The following is a 22,406-nucleotide window of genomic DNA, read 5'->3' as shown; positions in this document are numbered from 1 at the left end:
CGTGCCCCGAGCATTTGCCCTTATCCAAAAATTTAAGCTACCTGTGGTTCCGGTCGCAACTTAACCGTAAAGCGTTTCGGAATATTTAAAATATAATCGAACCCTTCGTGCAACAGGTGTTGTGGCACGGCATAAGGATAAAATGTTATGGGTTCGATACAGACCATGTTCCGCACCTCGGTCCATAACATAAAACCTTTAAAACCTTCGGTAGTTATCGACAATCCGCTAGTATCTTGCAAAACCACGCTATTACAGTTCGGCACTTCCAAAGCACGACTGCCCACGGCCAATACCTCATCTAAAGCAATCGTACGCTCCCCCGTTTTGATCGAAACGTTTTCGCCGTGCAGTTTAAATGCCGGGTGATAGCCCAACATAAAAGGGGTATCCCTTTCGCCGGAAATGGTAAAGGTAATTTCAAGCGCATCGGCCAACAGGCGAATCTTTTTTTCGAATTGGAAGGCATAGGGCCAATATAAAAATTGCTTATCGGACTTGTTCGGGTATTTGGAATTCCCTACTTGCGTTCCGGCGGTATAGGTCTTTCCATACTTGAGTTCGGTTGCCGATTCAAAAGTCAGTTCATACTCCATTTCACGCAACAACCCATGTTGGTCCTGTATCGCGATATCCTTAGGTGTCTGTACCTGAAAACGTGCTTCGGCGGTAGGTCCTATAATCGGAAACATTTCGGTATCGGCATTGCGCCATCCGGGACTTCCCTTCTGATGGATATACTCATGGCCATTGACCTCATAACCGACCAATTCCCCCTTGTCCACGGTCACTTTTTGATTGTTGTGTTCTAGTATTTGCATTTTTTAATGGTAATGAAACGTTATCGTGTACAGTGCCAAATTCAAATATCCCGAACTTCTTATAGTGCTTCGATCGCACCATCGAGCCACAATACCCTGGCCTCGATCCAGTTCATCAGGTATTCGTTTTCCTGCGCGTAGGTACTCCCTACAAAATTATTGGGCCATACATAAATACCCAGCACGTTCCACGTTAGAAAATTGTTTTCAATAGCCTTGGCGTTCCGCATGCGCCCAACATAGGATGCTATTCTATCGGCCATAGCGGTATTGGACAAAAGGGTACCGCGCAAACTTGCCCAACGTTGTTTTAACTTTACAACGTAAGCGGGGTCCTGCAAAAGCCGTTCCCACCAGATGGGCACTAACCAAAAGTCCTGCGAACAGCGTTCGTTGAATTTGTAGGCCCAAACATTGGTTTCCCCTCCACTGCAATAATCGGCGTTTCCAAAGGCCAAATTAAAGTCCCAAATCGGGCCCATGACCATTTTCTTATTTTTATCCTTGTGCATGTAGGTACTCAAACGGTATCCGTCCACATTGTTGGCGAGTTCGTTCAGAATAAAGAAATCGATAAAACTATCCACATCGATATAATTGGCATAGCCCGTGACAGCATCCGTAAAGGTTTCGGAAACCAATGCCGCTTCAAAATCGTTTACATATTCTTGTATATACGCTTTTTGTTCCGCGGTAATTACCGCAGCATCCGGATATTCATACAAAAATCGAATGGTTTGATCGGAAGCCGCCGATGCCGGGGCCAATTGCGACTCAAAAGAATTGGTGGCGTTATAGGTGCCGTCACCACCGCCCGAGCCCGAAAGCTTGTCGATTTTTAAGATATACCCTCCGGTAATGGCCTCTCCCGCATTCTCGTCCGGATTCAATTTTGAAATATCGATCCGTCCGGCGTCCCGTTTGAGTTTTTCCATGAACACATAAACGCCCCGGTAGGTTGTATCAATTTGCAGCTCTACCAATTCCGACCGGCTCGCATAACGGCCCATATCCCTTGCCAAATTATAGATCAGATGATTTCGGATCAACGATTTGTCGCTATAAGGACCATGCAACACCCAATCCTCTTCCTCCGGAAAACCCAAAAGCGGAACATCGATATCTTGATCGTTGGTATCCCAAGTTTCTATCCCAAAAGACTTTTTTTCAAAGCCTTGTGAAGTTGCTCCCCTGAATTCGATTCCGATGGTTCCCTCAAAAATCGACTTCCGGTTCTGTGCTACGCTAAGTGTGGCGCTTACCTTGGGCTCGTCAACAATGGTATTGCCCTTGGTATCGATCCTGAAAAAGGGAAGGTCCCCATTGGTTTCCAAATCTTCGGGGCGTTCCCCATTGTCCACTGACCCGTCGTCCTTGTTACAGGTAAACAGCAGGCAGGACAATAGCGCAAAACCCAAGGACTTGCAAAATCGTTTTGTCGTATACTTCCTCGGAAACATTTAGGGTTCTATTTACTTCTAAGATACGAACTAATCCAAAAAACCCTTTTCCCGCATCCAATCATCGTTGAACATTTTGCCCACATACCGACTTCCATGATCATGAAAAAGTACCACCACCACGTCATCCTTGGTAAAATGTTCCTTTAATTGCAGCAGCCCTTTCATTGCGGCCCCTGCGGAATTTCCTAAAAACATACCTTCTTCCTTGGCGAGCCTTTGGGTATACACCGCAGCGTCTTTGTCGGTTACTTTGGTAAAACCGTCAATAACTTCAAAACGTACGTTTCGCGGTAAAATATCTTCCCCGATTCCTTCGGTGATATAAGGGTAGATCTCGTTCTTATCAAAAATTCCGGTCTCGTGATACTTTTTAAATACCGAGCCATAGGTATCGATGCCCCAAACTTTTATATTGGGATTCTTCATTTTTAAAAAGGACCCTACTCCCGAAATGGTTCCCCCCGTACCAACACCTACCACAAAATGGGTCACTTTTCCTTTGGTCTGTTCCCAAATTTCCGGACCGGTGCTTAAAAAATGTGCCCTACAGTTCGAAGGATTGTCATATTGGTTCACGTACCAGGAGTTCGGGGTTTCTTTTGCCAAACGTTTTGCCGTGGAATAATAACTACGCGGATCTTCGGGCGCCACATCGGTGGGGCACACATGTACCTCGCTCCCCATGGCCCTAAGGATATCCATCTTTTCTTTGGACTGTTTATCGCTAAGTACACAGATAAGCTTGTAGCCCTTTACGGTGGCCGCCAAGGCCAGTCCCATACCGGTATTTCCGGAGGTTCCCTCGATAATGGTATAGCCCGGTTTTAAAATACCCGCCGCCTCCGCATCCTCAACGATCTGGAGCGCCATGCGATCTTTAACGGAATTGCCAGGGTTAAAGGTCTCGTATTTCGCCAACGTCAAACACGGCAGTTCCGAAGCCAATTTATTGAGTTTCACCAAAGGGGTTTTCCCTATGGTCCCTAAAATATTTTCTGCGTAATCCATTTCGTTTTCCGTATGCATATCGTCCAATGTTCGACCTTTTGCCGCGCTACAGTATTGTTGCGCTATTCGAATTTTATGGCCCTAACGGGCGTAATTTTTGTAATAATGTAAGAAGGTATCAGCAACATGAGCAAACACAGTACCAATACCCCGATATTGAGAAACACCACGGTCATCAGATCCAGATGTACCGGAATGTAATCGATATAATATTCTTCGGGATTCGGGAACTTAAAAAGCTGAAACTGCTGTTGCAGGAAAAGGAGTCCCAGACCGATAAGGTTTCCCCAAAACAGTCCGATACTGATCAAATAAGCGGCATTATACAAAAAAACCTTTCGAATACTCCAATTCGCGCTACCCAACGCCTTTAAAATTCCGATCATTTGGGTACGTTCCAAAATGAGCACTAGCAGGGCCGTAATCATATTGATACCGCCCACAATGATCATAATGCCAATAATCAAGGCGGTGTTGAAATCGAACAATTCCATCCACTCAAAAATTTGCGCGTAGGTATCCTTTATCGTTCGGGTGTCCAAGTTGGAAAGTGTTTTTCCGTAAATTTCTTTTCCTTTGACGTCCAAGTCCCTAAAATCGTCCAAAAACACCTCAAAACTCCCTACCTCCGTCGGTTTCCACCGATTCATACGTTGGATATGGCGCAAGTCTATAAAAATATATTTGTTGTCCAATTCCTCAAAACCGCTGTTATAGGTCCCCGTTAACGTAAACTTTCTTTGGTTCGGCGATTTTAGGGCAGCTTCCTTTTTTGGAAAGAGCGCGTAAAAGGTATCGCCGACCTGTAACCGCAAGCGGTTCGCCATCAAAACGGACATTAAGGCCTCCTCATTGATCTCGCCGGAATACTTCGGCAGGCTCCCGGCGACCAAGTACTCCTCAAAGACCGTCCAGTTATAGTCTTCTCCAACCCCTTTTGCGATAAAGGTATCAAAGGTCTCCTCCGTACGGATAACACCGGCCTTAGTGGCTACCGCCTGAACATGGGCCACGGCATCGACAGTGGTGAATTCGGGATAAAAATTTTGTGCTATGGGAATGGGAGCGACCGAAACTTCCGAACGGTTGTTGTCGTAATTTGAAATTTGAATATGACCGTTAAATGCCGAAACTTTTTCGCGGATCTTATGCTTCAGCCCAACGCTGGTACCGATAGCGATGAGCATCATTACCAATCCTATGGCAATAGCGGCAATGGCGATTTTTATTATTGGGGCGGAAATACTAATTTTATGTTCCTTTCCTTTAATGAGCCGCTTGGCGATGTAAAATTCAAAATTCAATTTATGCCCTTTGTTTTCGTTTTCAAAAGTACATTTTTATTGTGGGTTTTATTCGCCTATGCCTGTGGAAACCCTACCAAAGAAGCGAAAACAAGTACGGATACCCCACTTATGGATAAAGAAGGGGATACGGTACCTCCGGTGGTCGTTGCCGCCAATAGAACTGCAGTCTATTTACCGCTGCTACAGGGGAAAAAAATCGGGGTCGTCGCCAACCAGACGAGTGTGGTCTTTTCAGGAAACGATTCCAAGGACGGTACGCCCGTAAATCATGTGCATTTAATCGATTCCCTAGTGTCCTTAAACATTGATATTGTATCCGTTTTTGCACCCGAACACGGGTTTCGGGGCACGGTGGATGCCGGTGAAAAGGTCAGTGATGGCACCGATGCCAGAACGGGACTACCATTGATATCACTCTATGGAAAAAATAGAAAGCCCAGTGCGGAGCAATTAAAAGGTTTGGACCTTGTTCTTTTCGACATTCAAGATGTTGGGGTACGTTTCTACACCTATATTGCCACCTTGCAATTGGTTATGGAGGCCTGTGCGGAAAACAATATACCGATAGTGGTATTGGATCGCCCAAACCCAAATGCCCATTATGTTGACGGACCAGTAATGGAAGCCGAGCATACCGGTTTTTTGGGAATGACGGAAATTCCTTTGGTCTATGGCATGACCATTGGGGAATATGCGACCATGATCAATGAAGAGGGATGGCTCCAGGCAGGCGTAAAAGCCGACCTTCAAGTCGTCCCATTGGAAAACTGGACCCACGACACCGCTTACAGCTTGCCCATACGTCCTTCGCCAAACCTACCGAACGACCGCTCGATAAACCTCTATCCCAGTCTTGGGCTTTTTGAGGGAACAACCATCAATGCCGGGCGGGGAACGGAATTTCAGTTTCAGCGCTACGGCGCCCCTGACCTAAAACAGGAAGCCTATACCCTGACCTATACGCCGGTGTCCAACTTCGGTGCCAAAAACCCGAAACATAAAGGAAAGCGCTGCTATGGCAGGTCCCTGGACAGTATCCCCTTTATGCGTTCCGTTTCACTGCGATGGCTAATGGATGCCTACAAACACGCAGAGGACCCCTCGACCGTTTTCAATACCGAAAATTTCACCAAACATGCGGGTACGGCCCTGCTCCAAAAACAGATCGCAGCAGGGGTATCGGAATCGGAAATTAAAAAATCGTGGCAGGCCGACCTGGAAAAGTTCCGTGCCATACGCCTTAGGCACTTGATGTACGACTAAAGCTAACTTCGATAAAAATTATTGGTCCGCAACGGTTGTAGTGGTCGGCTTTCGATACTTATGGAAGGGTTGTTTTAAGAGGGACTTTATGTTACTGTTTTCTTTTTCATCGGGAAAAGTGTCTACGCCATACACAATGGCATCACGATCATATTTAAGATACGTTCCGAACAAACGATCCCATATGGAAAAAATATTCCCATAGTTGCTATCGGTATAGGGCAATACATAATGGTGATGTACTTTGTGCATATCGGGAGAAACGATTATCCAGCTTAAGGCATTATCAACAGCTTTGGGCAATTTGATATTCGCGTGGTTGAATTGACTCAACACCAAGGATACGGATTGATACAACATCACGATACCAATGGGAGCTCCTACCACCAATACCCCCACCAAAGTAAAGGTAAAGCGGATAACACTTTCAAGGGGATGGTGCCGATTGGCGGTGGTGGTATCCACATTATGATCGGTATGGTGTACCAAATGAATCATCCAAAGCGGTTTTACCTTATGCTCTACCAGATGCGCCAGATACGCCCCGATCAGATCGAGCAATAGCAAACCGATCAACACATAGGACCAAAAAGGGATTTCCGGCAACCAGTTAAGCACACCAAACTGTCCAGATACGGTAAAATCAGCGGTGCGCAACAATAAAAATGCCAGGGCAAAATTGACGATAATGGTCGTCAGTGTAAAAAAGAAATTCGGTAAGGCGTGACGCCATTTTTTATAATCGAACCGAAACAAGGGAACGGCTCCCTCCAAAATCCAGAATAAGGTAATACCCCCTACTAGCAGCGCACTGCGATGTGTGGAGGGAATATTTTCAAAATAAGCGATCATCTCTTCCATATCCCTAAAGATATTAAAATCAAGAGAAACGGGATCAAACTCAAGCTCAAGTGTCAAGTTCAAACACAAATTCAAATAAAAATAACAAATTCAAGCTTTTTACTAGCTATTACATCGTTCTAATGAACTACCGCAAATTACGAATTGAGAAAAGAACGCTTCGTCCAATCGAACTGAGGGAAAACCAGAAAAAGGAGCGCAGTCGAGAACTTAGGAACACAGAGAGGTCTCGACTCCGCTCGACCGGACGAAACGAGTACAGTTGAAACACCTTTGGGAAAAGAAAAAAAGACAAGTTCAAACTCAGACTCGAATTCAAATTCAAAATTAGAGAAGTACCCAGTAACCACTTTTACTTACCACTAATTACTGCATACTGCTACTGAGGACTACTCATTGTTAATTGCTCATTGTTAATTGGAAAAAGAACGCTGCGCTCAAAGAGTAAGGAGCAAAGACCGAAAAAGTTCAAGTTCAAGTGTCAAATTCAAGTTCAAGTTCAAACACAAGCGAACAACTTTTTACTCACCACTTTTTACGAATTACCGCCAACTAACTGTCCATTGAAAAAAGAACGCTGCGCTCAATGAGTAAGGAGCAAAGACCGAAAAAGTTCAAGTTCAAGTGTCAAATTCAAGTTCAAGTTCAAACACAAGCGAACAACTTTTTACTCACCACTTTTTACTAATCACCGCCAACTAACTGTCCATCGAGAAAAGAACGCTGCGCTCAAAGAGTAAGGAGCAAAGACTGAAAAAGTTCAAATTCAAGTTCAAGTTCAAGTTCAAGTTCAAACACAAGCGAACAACTTTTTACTCACCACTTTTTACGAATTACCGCCAACTAACTGTCCATTGAATAAAGACCGCTGCGCTCAAAGAGTAAGGAGCAAAGACTGAAAAAGTTCAAATTCAAGTGTCAAATTCAAGTTCAAGTTCAAGTTCAAACACAAGCGAACAACTTTTTACTCACCACTTTTTACTAATCACCGCCAACTAACTGTCCATCGAAAAAAGAACGCTGCGCTCAATGAGTAAGGAGCAAAGACTGAAAAAGTTCAAGTTAAAGTGTCAAATTCAAGTTCAAACACAAGCGAACAACTTTTTACTCACCACTTTTTACTAATTACCGCCAACTAACTGTCCACTGAAAAAAGACTGCTGCGCTGAAAGAAAAAGGAATAAAGAAAAGTGCAAGTGTCAAGTTCAAACACAAATTCACACCCTTAATTACTTAACACTAAATACTCATTACTAAATACCAACAAACAACTCTTAACCACCACCGACCCCAAAATACTCCCTGCTACTTCCCGGCGAGTGCTTCTTTCATCCTTTCCACCACTTCAAATGCGGCAGGACAAATGGCCATGTTCTTCATCGTAAGATGGCTTATTTGTTGAAATTTTTTGCGATCGGTATGCGGAAACTCCCTACAGGCCTTGGGACGCACATCATAAATGGAACAGTAATTGTCATGGCCCAAAAAAGCGCAAGGCACCTGCTGGAGCACAAAATCATTTTCTTCGTCAAGACGCAAGTAGGTCGCTATAAATTGCTGCGGTTTCATCCGCAAATGCTTGGCAATGCGCTCGATATCCGCATTCGTAAACAAAGGTCCCGTAGTCTTGCAACAATTACCGCACTGTAGGCAATCGGTTTCTTTAAATACCGATTCGTGCAGTTCCTGCATAAGGTAGTCCAGCTTTTTGGGTGGCTTTTTCTTTAAGCGGGCAAAAAACTTTTTGTTTTCCACTTGCTTTTCTTTCGCTTTTTGGGGGAGTTGTTTCAGCTTATTCTCCATCGGCAGGCTTTAAAAGTGCCCGGGCCGTTTCATAAAGGTCCCTGCTCCAGCTCTCGGATACCGCGGAGACTTGTTTGGCGAGCACCGCTTGTTTGCCCTTTATCTTATTGCCCAAATCGCTTTTGTAAAACGTATTGAAGTCCTCTTTCTGTTTCTCCGTCATTTGGCTGCGGTCCGTTCGCCACTGTATTCCCGCATCGCTATTATAAAACGCAGTCATCAGTCGAATATCCTCCCTCGTGAACTCATTTTGGTATATGGGGACCAGCAGTTCCTTTATTTGATGTACCGCCTTACTTTTTTCCGACCTTAAAAATTGCCAACCCTTTTTGTTGTTCTCGGTTTCGGGAAATTGGTTTTCTAACAAGTTTAAAAATTCGGTGTACGCATTTTGATATTGGGATACCGTGCCATTACTATCCAAATAGGCCATTACGGCATCGTCAAAACCATCGCTTTGGGCCAAACCGGTGGATAACGTCAAAAACAACAATGGAATCGTTAGCCTAATGGTTATTTTTACAATACTCATGGAAGGAAAGTTTTATACCGCAAAATACAACAATAAATGAACGTAGATGTTTTAGGCGAAGCGCTTACGGATTATCTTAAGGGAAACTATACCGAAGACATTCATACCTTCTCTTCCTTAGATCAGGAAGACGTGCTTCCCCTGCCCTACCTGTTTCGAACTTTTGACGCCATGCCCTTTCTGGAGCAAAAAGCATTACAGGAATGTCGGGGCCATGTGCTCGACATCGGTTGTGGTTCGGGCAGTCATAGTCTGTACCTTCAAGATCGGGGCCTCGCGGTCACCGCCTTGGACCATTCTGCCGGAGCGGTACTAACGGCAAGGGAACGGGGCGTTCGCAAAGCTGTTTGTACAGATATCATGGCGTACCAAGGAGCTTCCTTCGATACATTGCTTCTTTTGATGAACGGAGTGGGCCTGGCCCATAGCATGAAGGCTCTGGGACCTTTTTTAAAACACCTAAAAAAACGATTGGCGATAGGCGGACAAATTCTGCTGGATTCGTCGGATATCATTTATATGTTCGAGGACGATGAACTACCGCTGCCCCAAAACCGGTATTATGGCGAAGTAGATTTCACCATGACGTACAAGGGGTTAAAAGGAGCCCCTTTTTCATGGTTATACGTGGCGTACGAACGCTTGTACGAAGTAGCGGGACAAAACGGATTGCACTGCGAACGTATTGCCGAGGGCGAACATTACGACTATCTGGCAAGGCTGACCCCGATGTCGGATATCACTAGCTGATGTCATTTTTTTGGTATTCCATACATAGAACCTGTGGGTAGGCACGTTTTTTGCTGTATCTTGGTAGCAAAAGAAATTAAAATTGTCATGAAAAAGTATTGCTTGTTCCTCCTAGCGCTATCGTTTACCTTGTTATCGGGATGCTCCAATAATGATGATACCGACGATGGAACGCCAACTCCCCAGAATGTGGATAAAACAGGAAATCGCCTGGATACGGGCGTATCCGGAGGAGACTTTTTATCCAATCAAAACTTCACAAAACTGCTTATCGAAATTGGATACGTTCAAGGTTTTAGACCGAGCGACGCCGCAATAGACGATTTGGTATCCTTTATAAGGGCCCATACTTTTAAGGAAACCATCGATGTTGTTTTTACGGAACTTGCCTCCCCGAACGAAGAGGACCTCACCCTGAACGAAATTGCGACACTGGAAAACGATAACAGAACCGCCTATAATGATGAGGATACCTTGGCTACCTATATTTATTTTGCGGACGCTCCCTCGGAAGACGATGATGAGGAAGAAGGTCTGGTCACCCTTGGAGCGGTCTATCGGAACACTTCTATGGTGATACACGAAGTAACGGCCCGCCGGTTGGCCGCTCGGGATCCCCGTATTTCAAATACCGATGTCGAAAGCGCCACGCTAAACCACGAATTCGGACATTTGTTCGGTCTGGTAAATCTCGGAACAGATCCGGTAAACGACCATGAAGATCCGTCCGCGCCAAATCATTGTAACGTGGAAGGTTGTTTGATGCGTGCCGAGCTACAGTTCGATGTCAGCGGAAAAGCCATTCTAAACGGATTGAAAGAAAATAGTCATAAGTTACGTTCCGCATGCTCCCTCAAAGGTGAAACGGTTCTGAAACTGCTCCGAAACAAGGATCGTAAAACTAACAAGGCGGCTCCCGACCTAGATCCGGAATGCGTGTTGGACCTCGAGAACAATGGAGGACGCTAACGCTACCGGTTCCATCATCGCCACTTGCGCAAGACGTTTGAACTATCGGCAATGACCTCTTTTTAACTAAGGGTTCTGCCCATCACAATACGCTGTTTTATCTTACTTAAGGTTCCCAGAGATATCAGTCTTGTTTTTGTACCAGACATTTGGGTTTGAGTTTGAACTTGACACTTGCACTTGAACTTTTTTAGTCCTTGTTCTTTTCTCTTTCAGCAAAGCGGTCTTTTTTCAGTTAACAATGAACAATGAGTGATTGGTAAAAAGTAATTAGTGGATATTCTTCTAATTTTGAATTTGAGTTTGAATTTGTGTTTGAACTTGACCTTGACCTAGTCCCAGCCTAACATCATATACTTTAGTTTTGCCTTGTCCGGAATCTGTACTGCTTCGATATTGGTACTGGAAGCATATCGCAGACTACTCGGCAGCTCTTCCTTGCCAATAATGAAATACACCTTACTTTCTTTGACTAAAATCAAGAGGTTGTTTCGTGAGGTAATGACTTTTTTGATGGTATACGCCTTTTTGATTTCGCCAAAAGTACTCTTGATATGAATTCCTTTTTCGGTTTTGTAGCGGGCATCCTCAAAGCGTACATTTTCGAAGGTGGGTATGCTATCGGCACTTGGGGTAAGGGTCAACAAATGGGTTCCTCCTTTTTCAAAGATTTTCACTTTTTTTGCCTTGTTACCAAAATTTAAACTAATCGTATCTTTTACTACGGAATCTTTTGCGAAAATCAAATCGATATCTCGTGAAAGGCTCTCCGCCTCCAGGTTTCCTACGGAGGCATCGGTAATTAGAAAACGGGTATCGATTTCTTTTTTACATTGGATAAATGCGAACAGGACGGTTATGATCAGACAATATGCCGTAACGCGGTTTCGGTTTGGTAATTGGTGCATAGTTGTTTTGGATATATGGTGATCGGGGGTATTTAGCGCAACACTTTTTTAAGGACTCCAAGTACTCCGCGAATAAAGGTAGCACTGGTCAACACTTTTACCACGGGGTTCATGGCGGTACTTCTTCGTCCGCTACTGCGCCTTGTGGTTTTGGTGCGTTCCTTTTCTTTTTTTGCGTCCGCTTCGGCCTTTTCTATCTTTTCGTTTAATATTTCATAGGCACTTTCCCTATCGATGAGCTCATTGTACTTTTTCACCAATTTGGAAGATTTGATAACGTTCTTCAATTCCGTTTCGGTCAATACATCCATACGGCTCATCGGGGCCCTTAAAAGGGTCGCGGCCAATGGTGTGGGACGTCCTTTTTCATCCAAAGCGGAGATGAGGGCTTCCCCGATTCCCAAAGAGGTAAGCACTTCCTTGGTATCGTAAAACGGGGATTCCGGATAGTTTTCAGCGGTGAGTTTGATGGCTTTTCGATCTCGTGCCGTAAAGGCGCGCAGGGCGTGCTGTACCTTTAGGCCCAATTGCGATAATACCGCATTTGGGATGTCCGTCGGATTTTGGGTAACAAAGTACAATCCTATTCCTTTGGAACGGATCAATTTCACAATGTTTTCTATTTGGTCCAACAGTGCCTTCGATGCTTCGTTAAAGATCAAATGGGCTTCGTCGATAAACAAGATCAGTTCCGGTTTGTCGCTATCGCCCTGTTCTGGAAACGTACTATAAATTTCCGCCAAAAGGCTTAGCATAAACGTAGAAAACAGTTTCGGACGGTCCTGGATATCGGTCAGGCGCAGAATATTGATATATCCGTTGCCATTATCGTCCAACCGGGTAAGGTCGTCTACCTCGAACGATTTTTCCCCGAAGAACAGATCGGCCCCTTGCTGTTCCAGTTCAATGATTTTTCTTAAAATGGTACCGGTAGAGCTGGTACTGATTCGGCCATACGCTTCGGTAAATTCTTTTTTTCCTTCGCTGGTGGCGTATTGTAGTACTTTTTTAAAGTCTTTAAGGTCGAGCAACGGTAGTTTGTTGTCGTCACAATATTTGAATACGACCGCAACGATCCCTTCCTGGGTTTCGCTTAGGTCCAAGATACGCGACAACAGTACCGGACCAAATTCCGATACGGTGGCACGAAGTTTTACCCCCTCCTGTTCGGAAAGCGATAGTATTTCTACGGGAAAACTTTTGGCCTCGAAAGGAAAACCGATACTCGCATGGCGCTCGTCAATTTTAGCATGCCCCGGACTGGGTTGTGCAATACCGCTAAGATCCCCTTTTAGGTCCATCAGCAAAACCGGTATCCCCTTTTCCGACATGTTTTCGGCCAGTACCTGTAACGTCTTTGTTTTTCCGGTACCGGTAGCACCGGCAATCAGCCCGTGACGGTTTAAGGTCTGCAATGGTATTTTTACAAAAGCGTTGGTAATCGCTTCTCCGTCGAGCATGGCGGCGCCCATGCGTATAAAATCCCCTTTGGTCGCATATCCCTTTTCAATATGCGCGAAAAAATCGTCTTTACTGCTCATTTGGTCCGAATTTGGTATAAAAATAGGGTAAAAATGGAGAACCGTACGTGTTTTGGATTTTGTGTTTTCCAATTTATGTTTTGGCGTTTACAAGACCTATCTTTGTCCAATGGTAAAAAATGATGTTTTGGCTATGGTGGACCAAGGGCTTATGCTGCCCCTGATGGAGGAATTCTATACCATTCAGGGCGAGGGGTTTCATAAGGGAACCGCTGCCTACTTCATTCGTGTTGGCGGTTGCGACGTAGGGTGCCATTGGTGCGATGTAAAGGAAAGCTGGAACGCCGATACCCATCCGCCCACTTCCATAACTAAAATTGTAGGGAATGCCGCCACCTATTCCAATACCATTGTCGTTACCGGGGGAGAACCGCTTACCTGGGACATGGGACCTTTGACAGGGGCTTTGAAGTCCAAAGGATTGCAAACGCATATTGAAACCTCCGGGGCGTATAAACTCACGGGGGAGTGGGATTGGATCTGCCTTTCCCCGAAAAAAAACAAGCTCCCGGTCGATCCTATCTACGATGTCGCCCATGAACTAAAGGTCATCGTATACAACAAACACGATTTACTGTTTGCCGAAGCCGAGGCCGCCAAGGTAAACCCGAACTGCATTTTGTACCTACAGCCCGAGTGGAGCGTTCGGGACAAGGTAACCCCGCTGATCGTAGATTATGTTATGCAGCATCCCGAGTGGAAGGTTTCGTTACAGACACATAAATACCTAAATATTCCCTAAGGCACTGCTCGTGGCTTTCCAACCCTTCGGCCGCGAAGGATAACGCGCGAGTGTATCGGTTGCCGCTTTTTATAAGCGTTGTAGTTCCGTTTCGATCCGTTCCCAGTATTCCTTAAACGTACCTTTCATACAGAAGTAACAAAAGACGTATGCCAAACGTTTGAACGGGTTGTTCCGTTTTCTTTTGTGTACAATGGTCTTGATCAACCAATCTTCATCGAACCCGGTCCAGACTCCGGCGACGCTGATCAGGTTCAGGCAGAGAACCGGAAAGACCTCGCTTCTGTTGATCTCTTTGATTTGGGTAAGGGAGTAGGGACTGGCTTGGAACTGCTTTGCGATATGCCTGTAGCTGTAATCCTGTAACTCCGTGTCAAGATAAAGTTCGGAAAGGGCGGTCCAAACAGGTTTTCGATGGGTAAGGGCTTCTTCGCTATACATCATACCTGTGAAAATACATTTTTTTACTTTTTGTGTCCCTTTTGTAGCGCATTCCGGTCCATATTAAACCAAAAAACACCTCGTTTATGGACAAAATAATGGAGGGAAAAGTGCGAACTCAAATTCAAATTCAAACACAAATATCAAACTCAAACTTAAATTCAAATGTCGAATTCAAGTTTTTACTGGCTACTACATACTTTTTACGAATTACCGCCAACCGTCAATTGAACAAAGACCGCTTTGCTGAAGGAGAAAAGAACAAGGACTAAAAAAGTTCAAGTGCAAGTGTCAAGTTCAAGCTCAAGCGAACCACTTTTTACTCACCACTTTTTACCGATCACTTATTGTTAATTGTTTATTGTCCATTGAACAAAAACCGTTGCGCTGAAAGAAAGTTCAAGCTCCTAGCAGCACCACGGAAATAGTATGCTAATTTTAACGTTGCCGTTTTTGAAATCGCTTTCTATTGCGAATTACTTGATCGCTATATTGGGTAGCCCATTCGCTCAGCTCGATCAGTTTTTGAAGATAGGAGTGCCCGAAATGGGTGAGTTCATATTCCACCCGAACCGGAACTTCGGGATACATTGTTCGTTTAAGGTATCCGTCGCCTTCCAATGTTTTTAACCGTTCGCTCAACACCTTGTTCGATATACCATATACGCGTTTCTTTATCAGGTTAAAACGCATTACCGGATAGTAACCGAGGTACAGGATGATCAAAATACTCCACTTGTCGGAAGCTAAAGCCATCACGTCGCGAATCGGACAGTATTCCATCTGCCTGCGATCCATATGGCCAAACATTTTTTTTAGTTTTTTTGCCGTCTTAACCTTCTGATTTTCGGTAATAGTTTCTACTTCCATACTTACTGTGGTTTGCGCTACCTATAAATTTGTCCCAGAAAATCGATAGCTTTGGTTTATATTAAAGACCAGGTTACCAAAAGTAACTTATTTTTAAAACTATACAAATCAAAATGGCATTCGTTTGCGAAAACAGGTCTCAAAACACGGCCGCTATGGTACGGAAATGCCCGGGGGTAACACACCTCCGAAGTTCAGCACGCATGGCCGAAAAGCAATTCGAAAAATTAAAAGAGAGTGTGTTGCCTATAGGTCCACCTTAAAAGGACCTCTTTGCACTCCACCACTATTCAAAGAAACTTATCTTCGCCACCGTTATGCAAAAGCTACTTCAAAAAATCGTCCCTTTATTTTACGGGGCCTATTTCAATAGTGCCACCTATATTTTCCGCCAACGGACGGCAAAAAAAGCCTTTCTGCTTTTTTGTACGCCCCGCAAAGGACGTGTTCGTCCCGAACAGCGGTCATATTTGGACAGTGCCAAGGACGCCGTCGTTCAATATGACCGTTTTTCCATACAGACCTATAGCTGGCCAAAACAAGGCCCAACGGTACTCCTGCTGCATGGTTGGGAAAGCAATACGTTTCGATGGCGCAATTTGGTACCATTGCTCTTGGAAAAGGGGTTTAACATTGTTGCCATGGACGCCCCTGCACATGGTAACTCAAGTAGTACCACTTTTAACGCCCCCATGTACGCCGACTGTGCCCAAAAGATTATTGAGACCTATGACCCAAAATATATTATCGGACATTCCCTGGGCGGTATGACCGCGATTTACAATCAATTTAAATACCAAAATAAGGGCATTCAAAAAATAGTGGCCTTGGGCGCACCATCGGAACTATCTGACTTTATGCGACAGTATCAGCAGCTGCTTGGCTTAAGCAAACGTCTCATGGGAGACTTGGAACAGTATTTTATTTCCCATTTTCAAATGCGCTTTTCCGATTTTTCTACTCCCAAATTTGCCAAGTCCCTTCAAGTAAAAGGGCTTTTGATCCATGATGAGTTGGACAAAATCGCCCCGATATGGTCGTCCGAAAACGTACATGCCAGCTGGACGGGAAGCCAATTTATAAAGACGAAGGGATTGGGACATTCCTTACATCAGGATACGGTTCGGCAACAAATAATCGACTTCTTAAACTCTTAGAAAAACAGTATTTTTATAGTAATACCGTTTTAACTTTGAAATGGTATAACGTAAGCGTCTTTGACTAGGGCTATATTTTCTATGAACCTGTCTCGAGTTCCCTTTTAAAAACAACATACAAATGCAGCAAACCACTCCTTTTCACGTCGCCATACCGGTACATAATTTGGCCGAGTGCCGTACTTTTTACAGGGACATCCTGAATTGTGACGAGGGGCGTAGCAGCGACCATTGGGTCGACTTCAATCTGTTCGGCCACCAATTGGTCATACACTATAAAGCCAAGGCCACGGACGATACGCCGCACCACAACGCAGTGGACGGCAAGGCCGTTCCCGTGCCCCATTATGGCGTAGTTTTGCCATGGGAAACCTTTCAGCAATTTTCTAAGGAGCTTAAGGACAAGGGCGTATCTTTTGTTATCGAGCCCTATATCCGTTTTGAAGGGGAGGTAGGGGAACAGGCTACCATGTTTTTTTTAGACCCCGCAGGAAATGCCCTTGAATTCAAGGCATTTCGGGATATGGGGCAGTTGTTCGCCAAGTAAGGACCTTCAAGCGATCCAGATTTTGGTGAACGGTACGCAACCTGCAAACCTTTGGATATTCAGGATTCCTAAGACCGATACGTCCATATTCTAAGCCGGGGGTTCATAAATTCGAAGTGCCGGCCGGTATACACTGTTCGATTTTCCTCAAGAACATTCCCGTTTTTAAACACCTTTTAACACCATTAAAAAAAAGATACTCCTAACAATTGAACCACTATTCAAAAGCATGCCCGGCAATGTCCTTCCCATAGTACCATTTCTTGGTTGTGACCGATTCTCCGTTCAATTGCACGACCTTTGTTACCAAAGCAACATCCATACGCTCTTTTTCCGTCGTCAGGGAATCGTCCCAAACGATCGCAAGCTGCATCCAAAGGGTATCCCCTATCTGTTTTTTATCCAAAATAGTGATGCTATCAAGTTCGGTAACGGCCGTAATGGAAGTTTTAAAAAATGAAGAATCGACGCCCACGGTCTTAAAATCCGGATACTGCATCTGTAATTTGATCGCTTCCAATCTTTCTTGTAATTTTATTTCCAAAACTTTTGAAAGTGCCTGTTTTTCTGAAATTGTGGGCATGGCTTGCCCTGTATCGACCGCTACCCCCGATTCACTTTCCCTGTTGGCGCGACTGCAACCCAAAAGCATGCAAACCGCTAAAATGATATGTAGGCATCTACTCATTGGTGCTCTTGAATTTCAGTTTTACAATTTGCCCGTTTTTATAAACCGTTTCTACCACCTCCAGCCGTTTCAACGATTCGGTCGGCATGCTCAACTTGTTTATAAAACGCTCTTTGGAATACAGCTCCACACCTATTTGATATGGCAATAGTTCAAAAATAAGGGCCTTGTCGGCAATAAGTCTATCGAGTTCGGAACGCCTCGCCTTCCAATCCTTCACGTTGTTTCCCGAATAATACCGAAGCATCAGGGCATAGTCGTCCGTACGTAGCCGTATTTCATGTGAGGTATCGTTCGAAACGGTTTTATAGATGGTATCCGTTTTATGATAGGGAGATTTGGCGATAAAACGGACAAACGTTTCCTCGGTCTCCCAATGAAAACAGCCCAAACTGTCCGTTTTGTAGTAGCTTGGCGATTGCCCTTTATCTAAAACGATCAAATCGATAGGGATGGTGGTAATGGGCTCCTTTTTATCCGCATCCAAAAAACAAAAATGTACCGTTCTGGTTTTGGGTATGAGCGCATACCCCAACATGCCTAAAACCGTTACCAAACACCCGACCAGTACGATTGTTTTGACCGGTATTTTACCCCCGCCTGTGGTTTCTTTTTCTGCATGCCCCACTTTAAAATCATTCCAGTTCTGATTTCCGATATATCTGGAAAGTAAATTCAAAATATCGACTCTGGGCAATTTTTCGGGAGTATGTTTTACATAGTTATAAAACCATTTCTCACTGATCGAACTTTGCTGTGAACTTCTGAGGTCTTCTTGAAAATCAACGATATCCTGGCCCTTCCAATCCTGAATTTTGGGACTTCCAGGCTTATACCTTTCTCTGAATTTTAAGGCGACCTCTTCCAGCAACACCCGAAACAGTCGCAAATCTTCAGAAGAATATTTCATTTAAATATTTGATTGTCAAAGTATTGTATTGATACAATAACGATACAGATCTTTTACAAAGGTTGTACAAAGCGTTGTAACGAAAGGGTCCTAGTTTGGTCTTCAATTTAATCAGAATCGATATGAAATCAAATGTTTTTAGCAGTATCCTTTTTAGTAGCGTTTTTATTTTGGCCATAGGATGTAGCCAAAAGTCGAACGAAGAAGTTAACATGATCGAGATGGGCAACGTCCCGGAAACAGAGGAATCCAACGGAATAACCGCCGATCCGGATGCAGACGTGGTGACCGAAAAAAATATACTTGCCGATCTAAAGATCATTAAAAATGCACAATGTAGATTCAAGGTGAGCAGCGTGGACAGCACCACTGCCAGCGCCCAAAAAATTGCCACATCGTATTCGGGCTACATTTCCGACATGCGCTTTACCAATGACAGCTACCGGCGCGAGAACCGATTTACGGTTCGCGTACCCCAAAAACACTTCGAGGAGGTTTTGGAACGACTTACCGCTTTGGCCGAGTTTGTTGAAATAAAAGATATTAGTTCAAAAGATGTATCCGAAGAGTACGTCGATCTTCAGAGCCGTTTAAAAACGAAGTTGGAAGTGAAACAACGGTATGACGATATTCTAAGGACCAAGGCAAAAACCGTAGAGGATATTTTGCTCGCAGAGGAAAAATTACGGGTGCTTCAAGAAGAAATAGAAGCAGCACAGGGACGCTTACAATTTCTTAGTAGCAAGGTTGCCCTGAGTACCATACAAGTAGATCTGTATGAAACCGTGGCTTTTCAAGAAGCGCCTGAATCCTATACCAAATCGTTCGGTGCCAAAGCGCTGGAAGGCGTAGGCGGTGGATGGCAACTGGTACAATATATTTTGTTGGCACTTTTATACATTTGGCCCATATTGTTTTTAGGTGTCGGCATCGTACTGTATTGGAAATGGCGTAAAAAGAAGCGTGCATGATGTTTAAAAATGGAACCAACGCACAGCCCTTTTATCTTTATAGGAAAACGAGGGCCGTTGTTCATCCCATTTACAGAAAGTACAGGTATCCCATGTAAAACCTTTTACTCTTTTTGTATACGGGAAGGACAGGTAAAAATTTTGCTACACTCCGAACTGTTTCAAATGATGGTCCAAATGTTTTGAAAAAAGCGTATTCCATTCCGTTTTACTTAAATTCCCAAACGCATGTGACTCCTTACCGTCAAAATGGTCCGCTCCCAATTCCCGGGTTTTTTCGATATAGGCTATCAACCGTTTTTTTTCCGCTTCAAAATCCCGTTCACCGGTTATCAAGAACATCGGCGCGGTGCGGGTATTCCGTTTGTACGGTTTTGGACCTACCACCACCTTTTTGGCGAAAAGCTTGATCATGAATTTTTCGAAACCGCCCGGTTTCGGATGTTTGTTATCATACACCAGTTCATAGGTGACATTTAAATGCGCCAACATTTGGGCAACGTTCATTTTGCCCCATATCCTCTCTGTTTCGGGCGATAAGGTATTGATACGTTCGATTGTTTGTTGCGCTCCTTGCGCTTCAAAAAGGTTGGTCCAGTTCATTATAATTGTTTTATATGTTACTAAGCTAGTTAAAAATTCAACACCATGAACCACTGTTCTTCAACCTATTGGACATCACAAACGAAAAAATGTTACATTCAAAACTTGCTTACAAAAATGACTGGGTATCGGGTGTGTCCGAACAAAAGTATCTTCTAGATTCCCTTTGTCAACAACAAGAATACCCCAACATTAGAAAGAACACTACTTCTCACCAAACGCTATTAACGATAACGCCAACTGCTGAGGTCGGCACCTTTAGGGGCACTTTTTGCGATACGTTCCATTATTTTCGGCACATACATACTGTTATACCGTAAACGGCTTATGGCGTTGGGCAGCTCCGGGTCGCCGTTCCAACAATGTTCGGCCCTATCGCCATACAATACCTCCCCGTCATAATACGGATTGGTGGTACGTTCTAAAAAATCTTCCATCAAATACACCGCATTGTTCAGGTAATAGTTGTCCATATCACCACAATAAATATGGATCTTCCCTTTTAGTTTTTCTCCCAGTTGCTCCCAATCCCGCTCCAGAACATAGCGCAGGTCATAGTTCTCCTTCCAATAATCGGCTACTTGATGATCGATCTCACCGCTCCTTTTATCCCAAATGCGTTTGGGATAGCCGTCCGCCCCTTGTGGGGAATAGGTAGCTTCCCAAATATCCCACTGTTGTCCCGACCGGCTCTTATCGCCCAAAACGAGCTCCAAATGGTTGCCCTGACGTAATGTAGACTGAATTTGGCCCAAATAATTCCTGTGGCTCGGCACTTCCAAGGATTTATGGTCGCTAGCGTAATAGTATGCATTGGAATCCTCATAAATATTGGTGAGACAGTAGGCCCTAAAATCGATGGGATCCGGGCAGGCGGCAAAGCACCCGTTATAATCGTCCGGGTATTTTACCTGTACGGCCAAAGCTTCCCAACCACCGGTAGACCCCCCGTAGAGGAAACGCGCCCAGCCCTCCCCGATACCACGAAATTCCTTTTCGATATGGGGAATCAGCTCATAGGTTATGGCGTCTCCATAAGGGCCTTGACTTGCCGAATTCACGGCATAGGAGTCATCGTAATACGGGGTCGGGTGCTGGATTTCAATGATAAGAAAACGGGGGAAATCGGGTTCGTTCCAACGTTTGTAAAAATCATAGGCTTCCTGTTGTTGTACGATATTATAGCCCTCTAACCGAAACCGATCGGAATATTCCGGTTCGGTGTCCGTATCGGGCGGTGTGGTTCGAAACCCATCAAAATCGGTCGGGAAATGCCCGTGAAAGACCATTAAGGGATAGGTTGCCTCAGGATGTTCTTTAAAACCCTTTGGTAACAATACATGTGCCCCCAAATACATATCCCTGCCCCAAAAAGCGGATAGCTTTTCCGACTTTATTTTAATATGCTTGATCCATTCCGTATCCGCGGCCTCTTTTATCGGAGGAACAATCCGGTCCATGACCACCGTTGTTGCGGTTATTCCACTTTTTGTTATCGTAATCTGAAACGGTTTGCTGTAGAGATTCCCCGGTGATTTGTTCCATTGCTGCCCTTCCCCATTATCCATGGGAAGTTTTACCGTTTGCCCTGTTGCCAGATCAAAGGTTTCATATACGTGCAATAAGGCCTGTACCTGGTAGTCCCCTGGTGGCACCGAAGCCAAACTGGCATAGGGATATCCAAAAACCGATGCGTCGAACGTTTGTACTTGATGAGCATTCATACCGTTTACGTTGATTCCAAAGATCAATTGGGTGTCAAGGCCATCGTTGATCTGAAAACGAGGTTCTTTGGCGTCGTTTGAAGATAGCATTAAAAGTAAACGTCCATCATAGGGCGGTTGCCCTATTTCAGGTGCGATGGCCACATCAATAGAAAAAGACGGGGCTTCCTCTTTTTTTGATTGTGCGGAGACCAAGCCGCAAAAACCGAATAAGACAGCTATTAAAATCGTTTTCATAGGTAGCTATTTTAAGGAACTCGTCTTGCGTTTTTCTTCTACCTACTCCGAGGCGTCGCATTTTGCTCCATAATTTCGACATTTTTAGCTTCCGTAGTCCCGAACCCTAGGGAGCTATACAGTCGAAAAATGGCTTTATCATAACACAAAAGCTTTCCTTCTCGGTTCCAAACAAAAACCCAAGACGCATTCGAGGGTATTACCATTTTAACTTTGAAATGGTAAAAGATACCGTTTTTGGCAAAAGAATCAAACCGTGGTAACCCCTCACCGCAATACTACATGGGGCG

The 22,406-nt window shown here is 44.4% G+C and carries 23 protein-coding genes; 8 read left to right on the top strand and 15 right to left on the bottom strand.

The genetic code is table 11. From position 1 onward, the window contains the following. Positions 1-32: 32 nt before the first annotated feature. The 4 genes from ACRD7P_RS07965 to ACRD7P_RS07950 form a co-directional block, all read right to left on the bottom strand. Positions 33-821: an aldose 1-epimerase gene (locus ACRD7P_RS07965; protein ID WP_430907014.1), complete on the bottom strand. Its 789-nt coding sequence runs from the start codon at positions 819-821 to the stop codon at positions 33-35. A gap of 59 nt (positions 822-880) precedes the next feature. Continuing rightward, positions 881-2,281: a CotH kinase family protein gene (locus tag ACRD7P_RS07960; protein WP_430907013.1), complete on the bottom strand. Its 1,401-nt coding sequence runs from the start codon at positions 2,279-2,281 to the stop codon at positions 881-883. Positions 2,282-2,311: 30 nt separating this feature from the next. Continuing rightward, positions 2,312-3,292, bottom strand: coding sequence for a PLP-dependent cysteine synthase family protein (locus ACRD7P_RS07955; RefSeq protein WP_430907012.1), 981 nt, complete (start codon positions 3,290-3,292; stop codon positions 2,312-2,314). A gap of 62 nt (positions 3,293-3,354) precedes the next feature. After that, entirely contained in the window at positions 3,355-4,596 is a 1,242-nt protein-coding gene (locus tag ACRD7P_RS07950; RefSeq protein WP_430907011.1) for an ABC transporter permease, read from the bottom strand. A 39-nt stretch (positions 4,597-4,635) separates the two neighbouring features. Here ACRD7P_RS07950 and ACRD7P_RS07945 point away from each other — a divergent pair, with 39 nt between their 5' ends. Further along, positions 4,636-5,862: an exo-beta-N-acetylmuramidase NamZ family protein gene (locus ACRD7P_RS07945; RefSeq protein WP_430907010.1), complete on the top strand. Its 1,227-nt coding sequence runs from the start codon at positions 4,636-4,638 to the stop codon at positions 5,860-5,862. 18 nt (positions 5,863-5,880) lie between these two features. Here the strand turns inward: ACRD7P_RS07945 and ACRD7P_RS07940 are convergent, their stop codons facing one another. The 3 genes from ACRD7P_RS07940 to ACRD7P_RS07930 form a co-directional block, all read right to left on the bottom strand. Then, positions 5,881-6,723: a sterol desaturase family protein gene (locus ACRD7P_RS07940; RefSeq protein WP_430907070.1), complete on the bottom strand. Its 843-nt coding sequence runs from the start codon at positions 6,721-6,723 to the stop codon at positions 5,881-5,883. A gap of 1,305 nt (positions 6,724-8,028) precedes the next feature. Then, on the bottom strand, positions 8,029-8,526 hold the full coding sequence (locus ACRD7P_RS07935; protein ID WP_430907009.1) for a YkgJ family cysteine cluster protein: 498 nt from the start codon (positions 8,524-8,526) through the stop codon (positions 8,029-8,031). Then, positions 8,516-9,058 carry a DUF2059 domain-containing protein gene (locus tag ACRD7P_RS07930; protein ID WP_430907008.1) on the bottom strand — a complete coding sequence of 181 codons (543 nt, stop codon included), beginning with the start codon at positions 9,056-9,058 and terminating at the stop codon, positions 8,516-8,518. Before ACRD7P_RS07930 ends, ACRD7P_RS07935 begins: the two co-directional genes overlap by 11 nt. 36 nt (positions 9,059-9,094) lie before the next feature. On the opposite strand from ACRD7P_RS07930, the gene ACRD7P_RS07925 reads away from it, so the two are divergent. Further along, positions 9,095-9,808: a class I SAM-dependent methyltransferase gene (locus tag ACRD7P_RS07925; protein WP_430907007.1), complete on the top strand. Its 714-nt coding sequence runs from the start codon at positions 9,095-9,097 to the stop codon at positions 9,806-9,808. 87 nt (positions 9,809-9,895) lie between these two features. Then, positions 9,896-10,777, top strand: coding sequence for a hypothetical protein (locus ACRD7P_RS07920; RefSeq protein ID WP_430907006.1), 882 nt, complete (start codon positions 9,896-9,898; stop codon positions 10,775-10,777). Positions 10,778-11,109: 332 nt separating this feature from the next. On the opposite strand, the gene ACRD7P_RS07915 is transcribed toward ACRD7P_RS07920, so the two are convergent. Continuing rightward, a complete protein-coding gene (locus ACRD7P_RS07915) occupies positions 11,110-11,685 on the bottom strand; it encodes a hypothetical protein (protein ID WP_430907005.1) in 576 nt (191 codons plus the stop codon). A gap of 32 nt (positions 11,686-11,717) precedes the next feature. Further along, positions 11,718-13,226 (bottom strand): helicase HerA-like domain-containing protein, encoded by a 1,509-nt coding sequence (locus ACRD7P_RS07910; protein WP_430907004.1) that lies wholly within the window; start codon positions 13,224-13,226, stop codon positions 11,718-11,720. A 109-nt stretch (positions 13,227-13,335) separates the two neighbouring features. Between ACRD7P_RS07910 and ACRD7P_RS07905 the strand changes: the two genes are divergently transcribed. Beyond that, the gene (locus ACRD7P_RS07905; RefSeq protein WP_430907003.1) at positions 13,336-13,968 is read left to right on the top strand and encodes a 7-carboxy-7-deazaguanine synthase QueE; all 633 of its coding nucleotides are present in this window, start codon (positions 13,336-13,338) and stop codon (positions 13,966-13,968) included. Between the two features lie 69 nt (positions 13,969-14,037). On the opposite strand, the gene ACRD7P_RS07900 is transcribed toward ACRD7P_RS07905, so the two are convergent. After that, positions 14,038-14,412, bottom strand: a complete 375-nt coding sequence (locus ACRD7P_RS07900) for a DUF7079 family protein (RefSeq protein WP_430907002.1) — start codon at positions 14,410-14,412, stop codon at positions 14,038-14,040. A gap of 83 nt (positions 14,413-14,495) precedes the next feature. Here ACRD7P_RS07900 and ACRD7P_RS07895 point away from each other — a divergent pair, with 83 nt between their 5' ends. Next, positions 14,496-14,681 carry a hypothetical protein gene (locus ACRD7P_RS07895; RefSeq protein ID WP_430907001.1) on the top strand — a complete coding sequence of 62 codons (186 nt, stop codon included), beginning with the start codon at positions 14,496-14,498 and terminating at the stop codon, positions 14,679-14,681. Positions 14,682-14,847: 166 nt separating this feature from the next. Here the strand turns inward: ACRD7P_RS07895 and ACRD7P_RS07890 are convergent, their stop codons facing one another. Further along, the gene (locus ACRD7P_RS07890) at positions 14,848-15,279 is read right to left on the bottom strand and encodes a winged helix-turn-helix transcriptional regulator (protein WP_430907000.1); all 432 of its coding nucleotides are present in this window, start codon (positions 15,277-15,279) and stop codon (positions 14,848-14,850) included. A gap of 317 nt (positions 15,280-15,596) precedes the next feature. Here ACRD7P_RS07890 and ACRD7P_RS07885 point away from each other — a divergent pair, with 317 nt between their 5' ends. Together ACRD7P_RS07885 and ACRD7P_RS07880 are read left to right on the top strand one after the other, a co-directional pair. Next, positions 15,597-16,436: an alpha/beta hydrolase gene (locus ACRD7P_RS07885; RefSeq protein WP_430906999.1), complete on the top strand. Its 840-nt coding sequence runs from the start codon at positions 15,597-15,599 to the stop codon at positions 16,434-16,436. A 121-nt stretch (positions 16,437-16,557) separates the two neighbouring features. Then, positions 16,558-16,983: a VOC family protein gene (locus ACRD7P_RS07880; RefSeq protein WP_430906998.1), complete on the top strand. Its 426-nt coding sequence runs from the start codon at positions 16,558-16,560 to the stop codon at positions 16,981-16,983. Positions 16,984-17,200: 217 nt separating this feature from the next. Here ACRD7P_RS07880 and ACRD7P_RS07875 read toward each other — a convergent pair whose 3' ends face one another. Next, on the bottom strand, positions 17,201-17,671 hold the full coding sequence (locus ACRD7P_RS07875; RefSeq protein ID WP_430906997.1) for a hypothetical protein: 471 nt from the start codon (positions 17,669-17,671) through the stop codon (positions 17,201-17,203). Further along, a complete protein-coding gene (locus ACRD7P_RS07870) occupies positions 17,664-18,581 on the bottom strand; it encodes a hypothetical protein (protein WP_430906996.1) in 918 nt (305 codons plus the stop codon). Before ACRD7P_RS07870 ends, ACRD7P_RS07875 begins: the two co-directional genes overlap by 8 nt. Before the next feature lie 122 nt (positions 18,582-18,703). Between ACRD7P_RS07870 and ACRD7P_RS07865 the strand changes: the two genes are divergently transcribed. Beyond that, a complete protein-coding gene (locus ACRD7P_RS07865; RefSeq protein WP_430906995.1) occupies positions 18,704-19,552 on the top strand; it encodes a DUF4349 domain-containing protein in 849 nt (282 codons plus the stop codon). A 144-nt stretch (positions 19,553-19,696) separates the two neighbouring features. On the opposite strand, the gene ACRD7P_RS07860 is transcribed toward ACRD7P_RS07865, so the two are convergent. Together ACRD7P_RS07860 and ACRD7P_RS07855 are read right to left on the bottom strand one after the other, a co-directional pair. After that, the gene (locus ACRD7P_RS07860) at positions 19,697-20,155 is read right to left on the bottom strand and encodes a DUF1569 domain-containing protein (RefSeq protein WP_430906994.1); all 459 of its coding nucleotides are present in this window, start codon (positions 20,153-20,155) and stop codon (positions 19,697-19,699) included. A 224-nt stretch (positions 20,156-20,379) separates the two neighbouring features. Beyond that, positions 20,380-22,116, bottom strand: coding sequence for an alpha/beta hydrolase-fold protein (locus tag ACRD7P_RS07855; RefSeq protein WP_430906993.1), 1,737 nt, complete (start codon positions 22,114-22,116; stop codon positions 20,380-20,382). Between the last annotated feature and the right edge of the window lie 290 nt (positions 22,117-22,406).

The sequence above is a fragment of the Maribacter sp. 2-571 genome (assembly GCF_050589625.1).
Classification (GTDB): Bacteria; Bacteroidota; Bacteroidia; order Flavobacteriales; family Flavobacteriaceae; genus Pelagihabitans.
The sequence above is the reverse complement of the archived record's forward strand: the minus strand, read 5'-3'. Positions and strand labels throughout refer to the sequence as shown.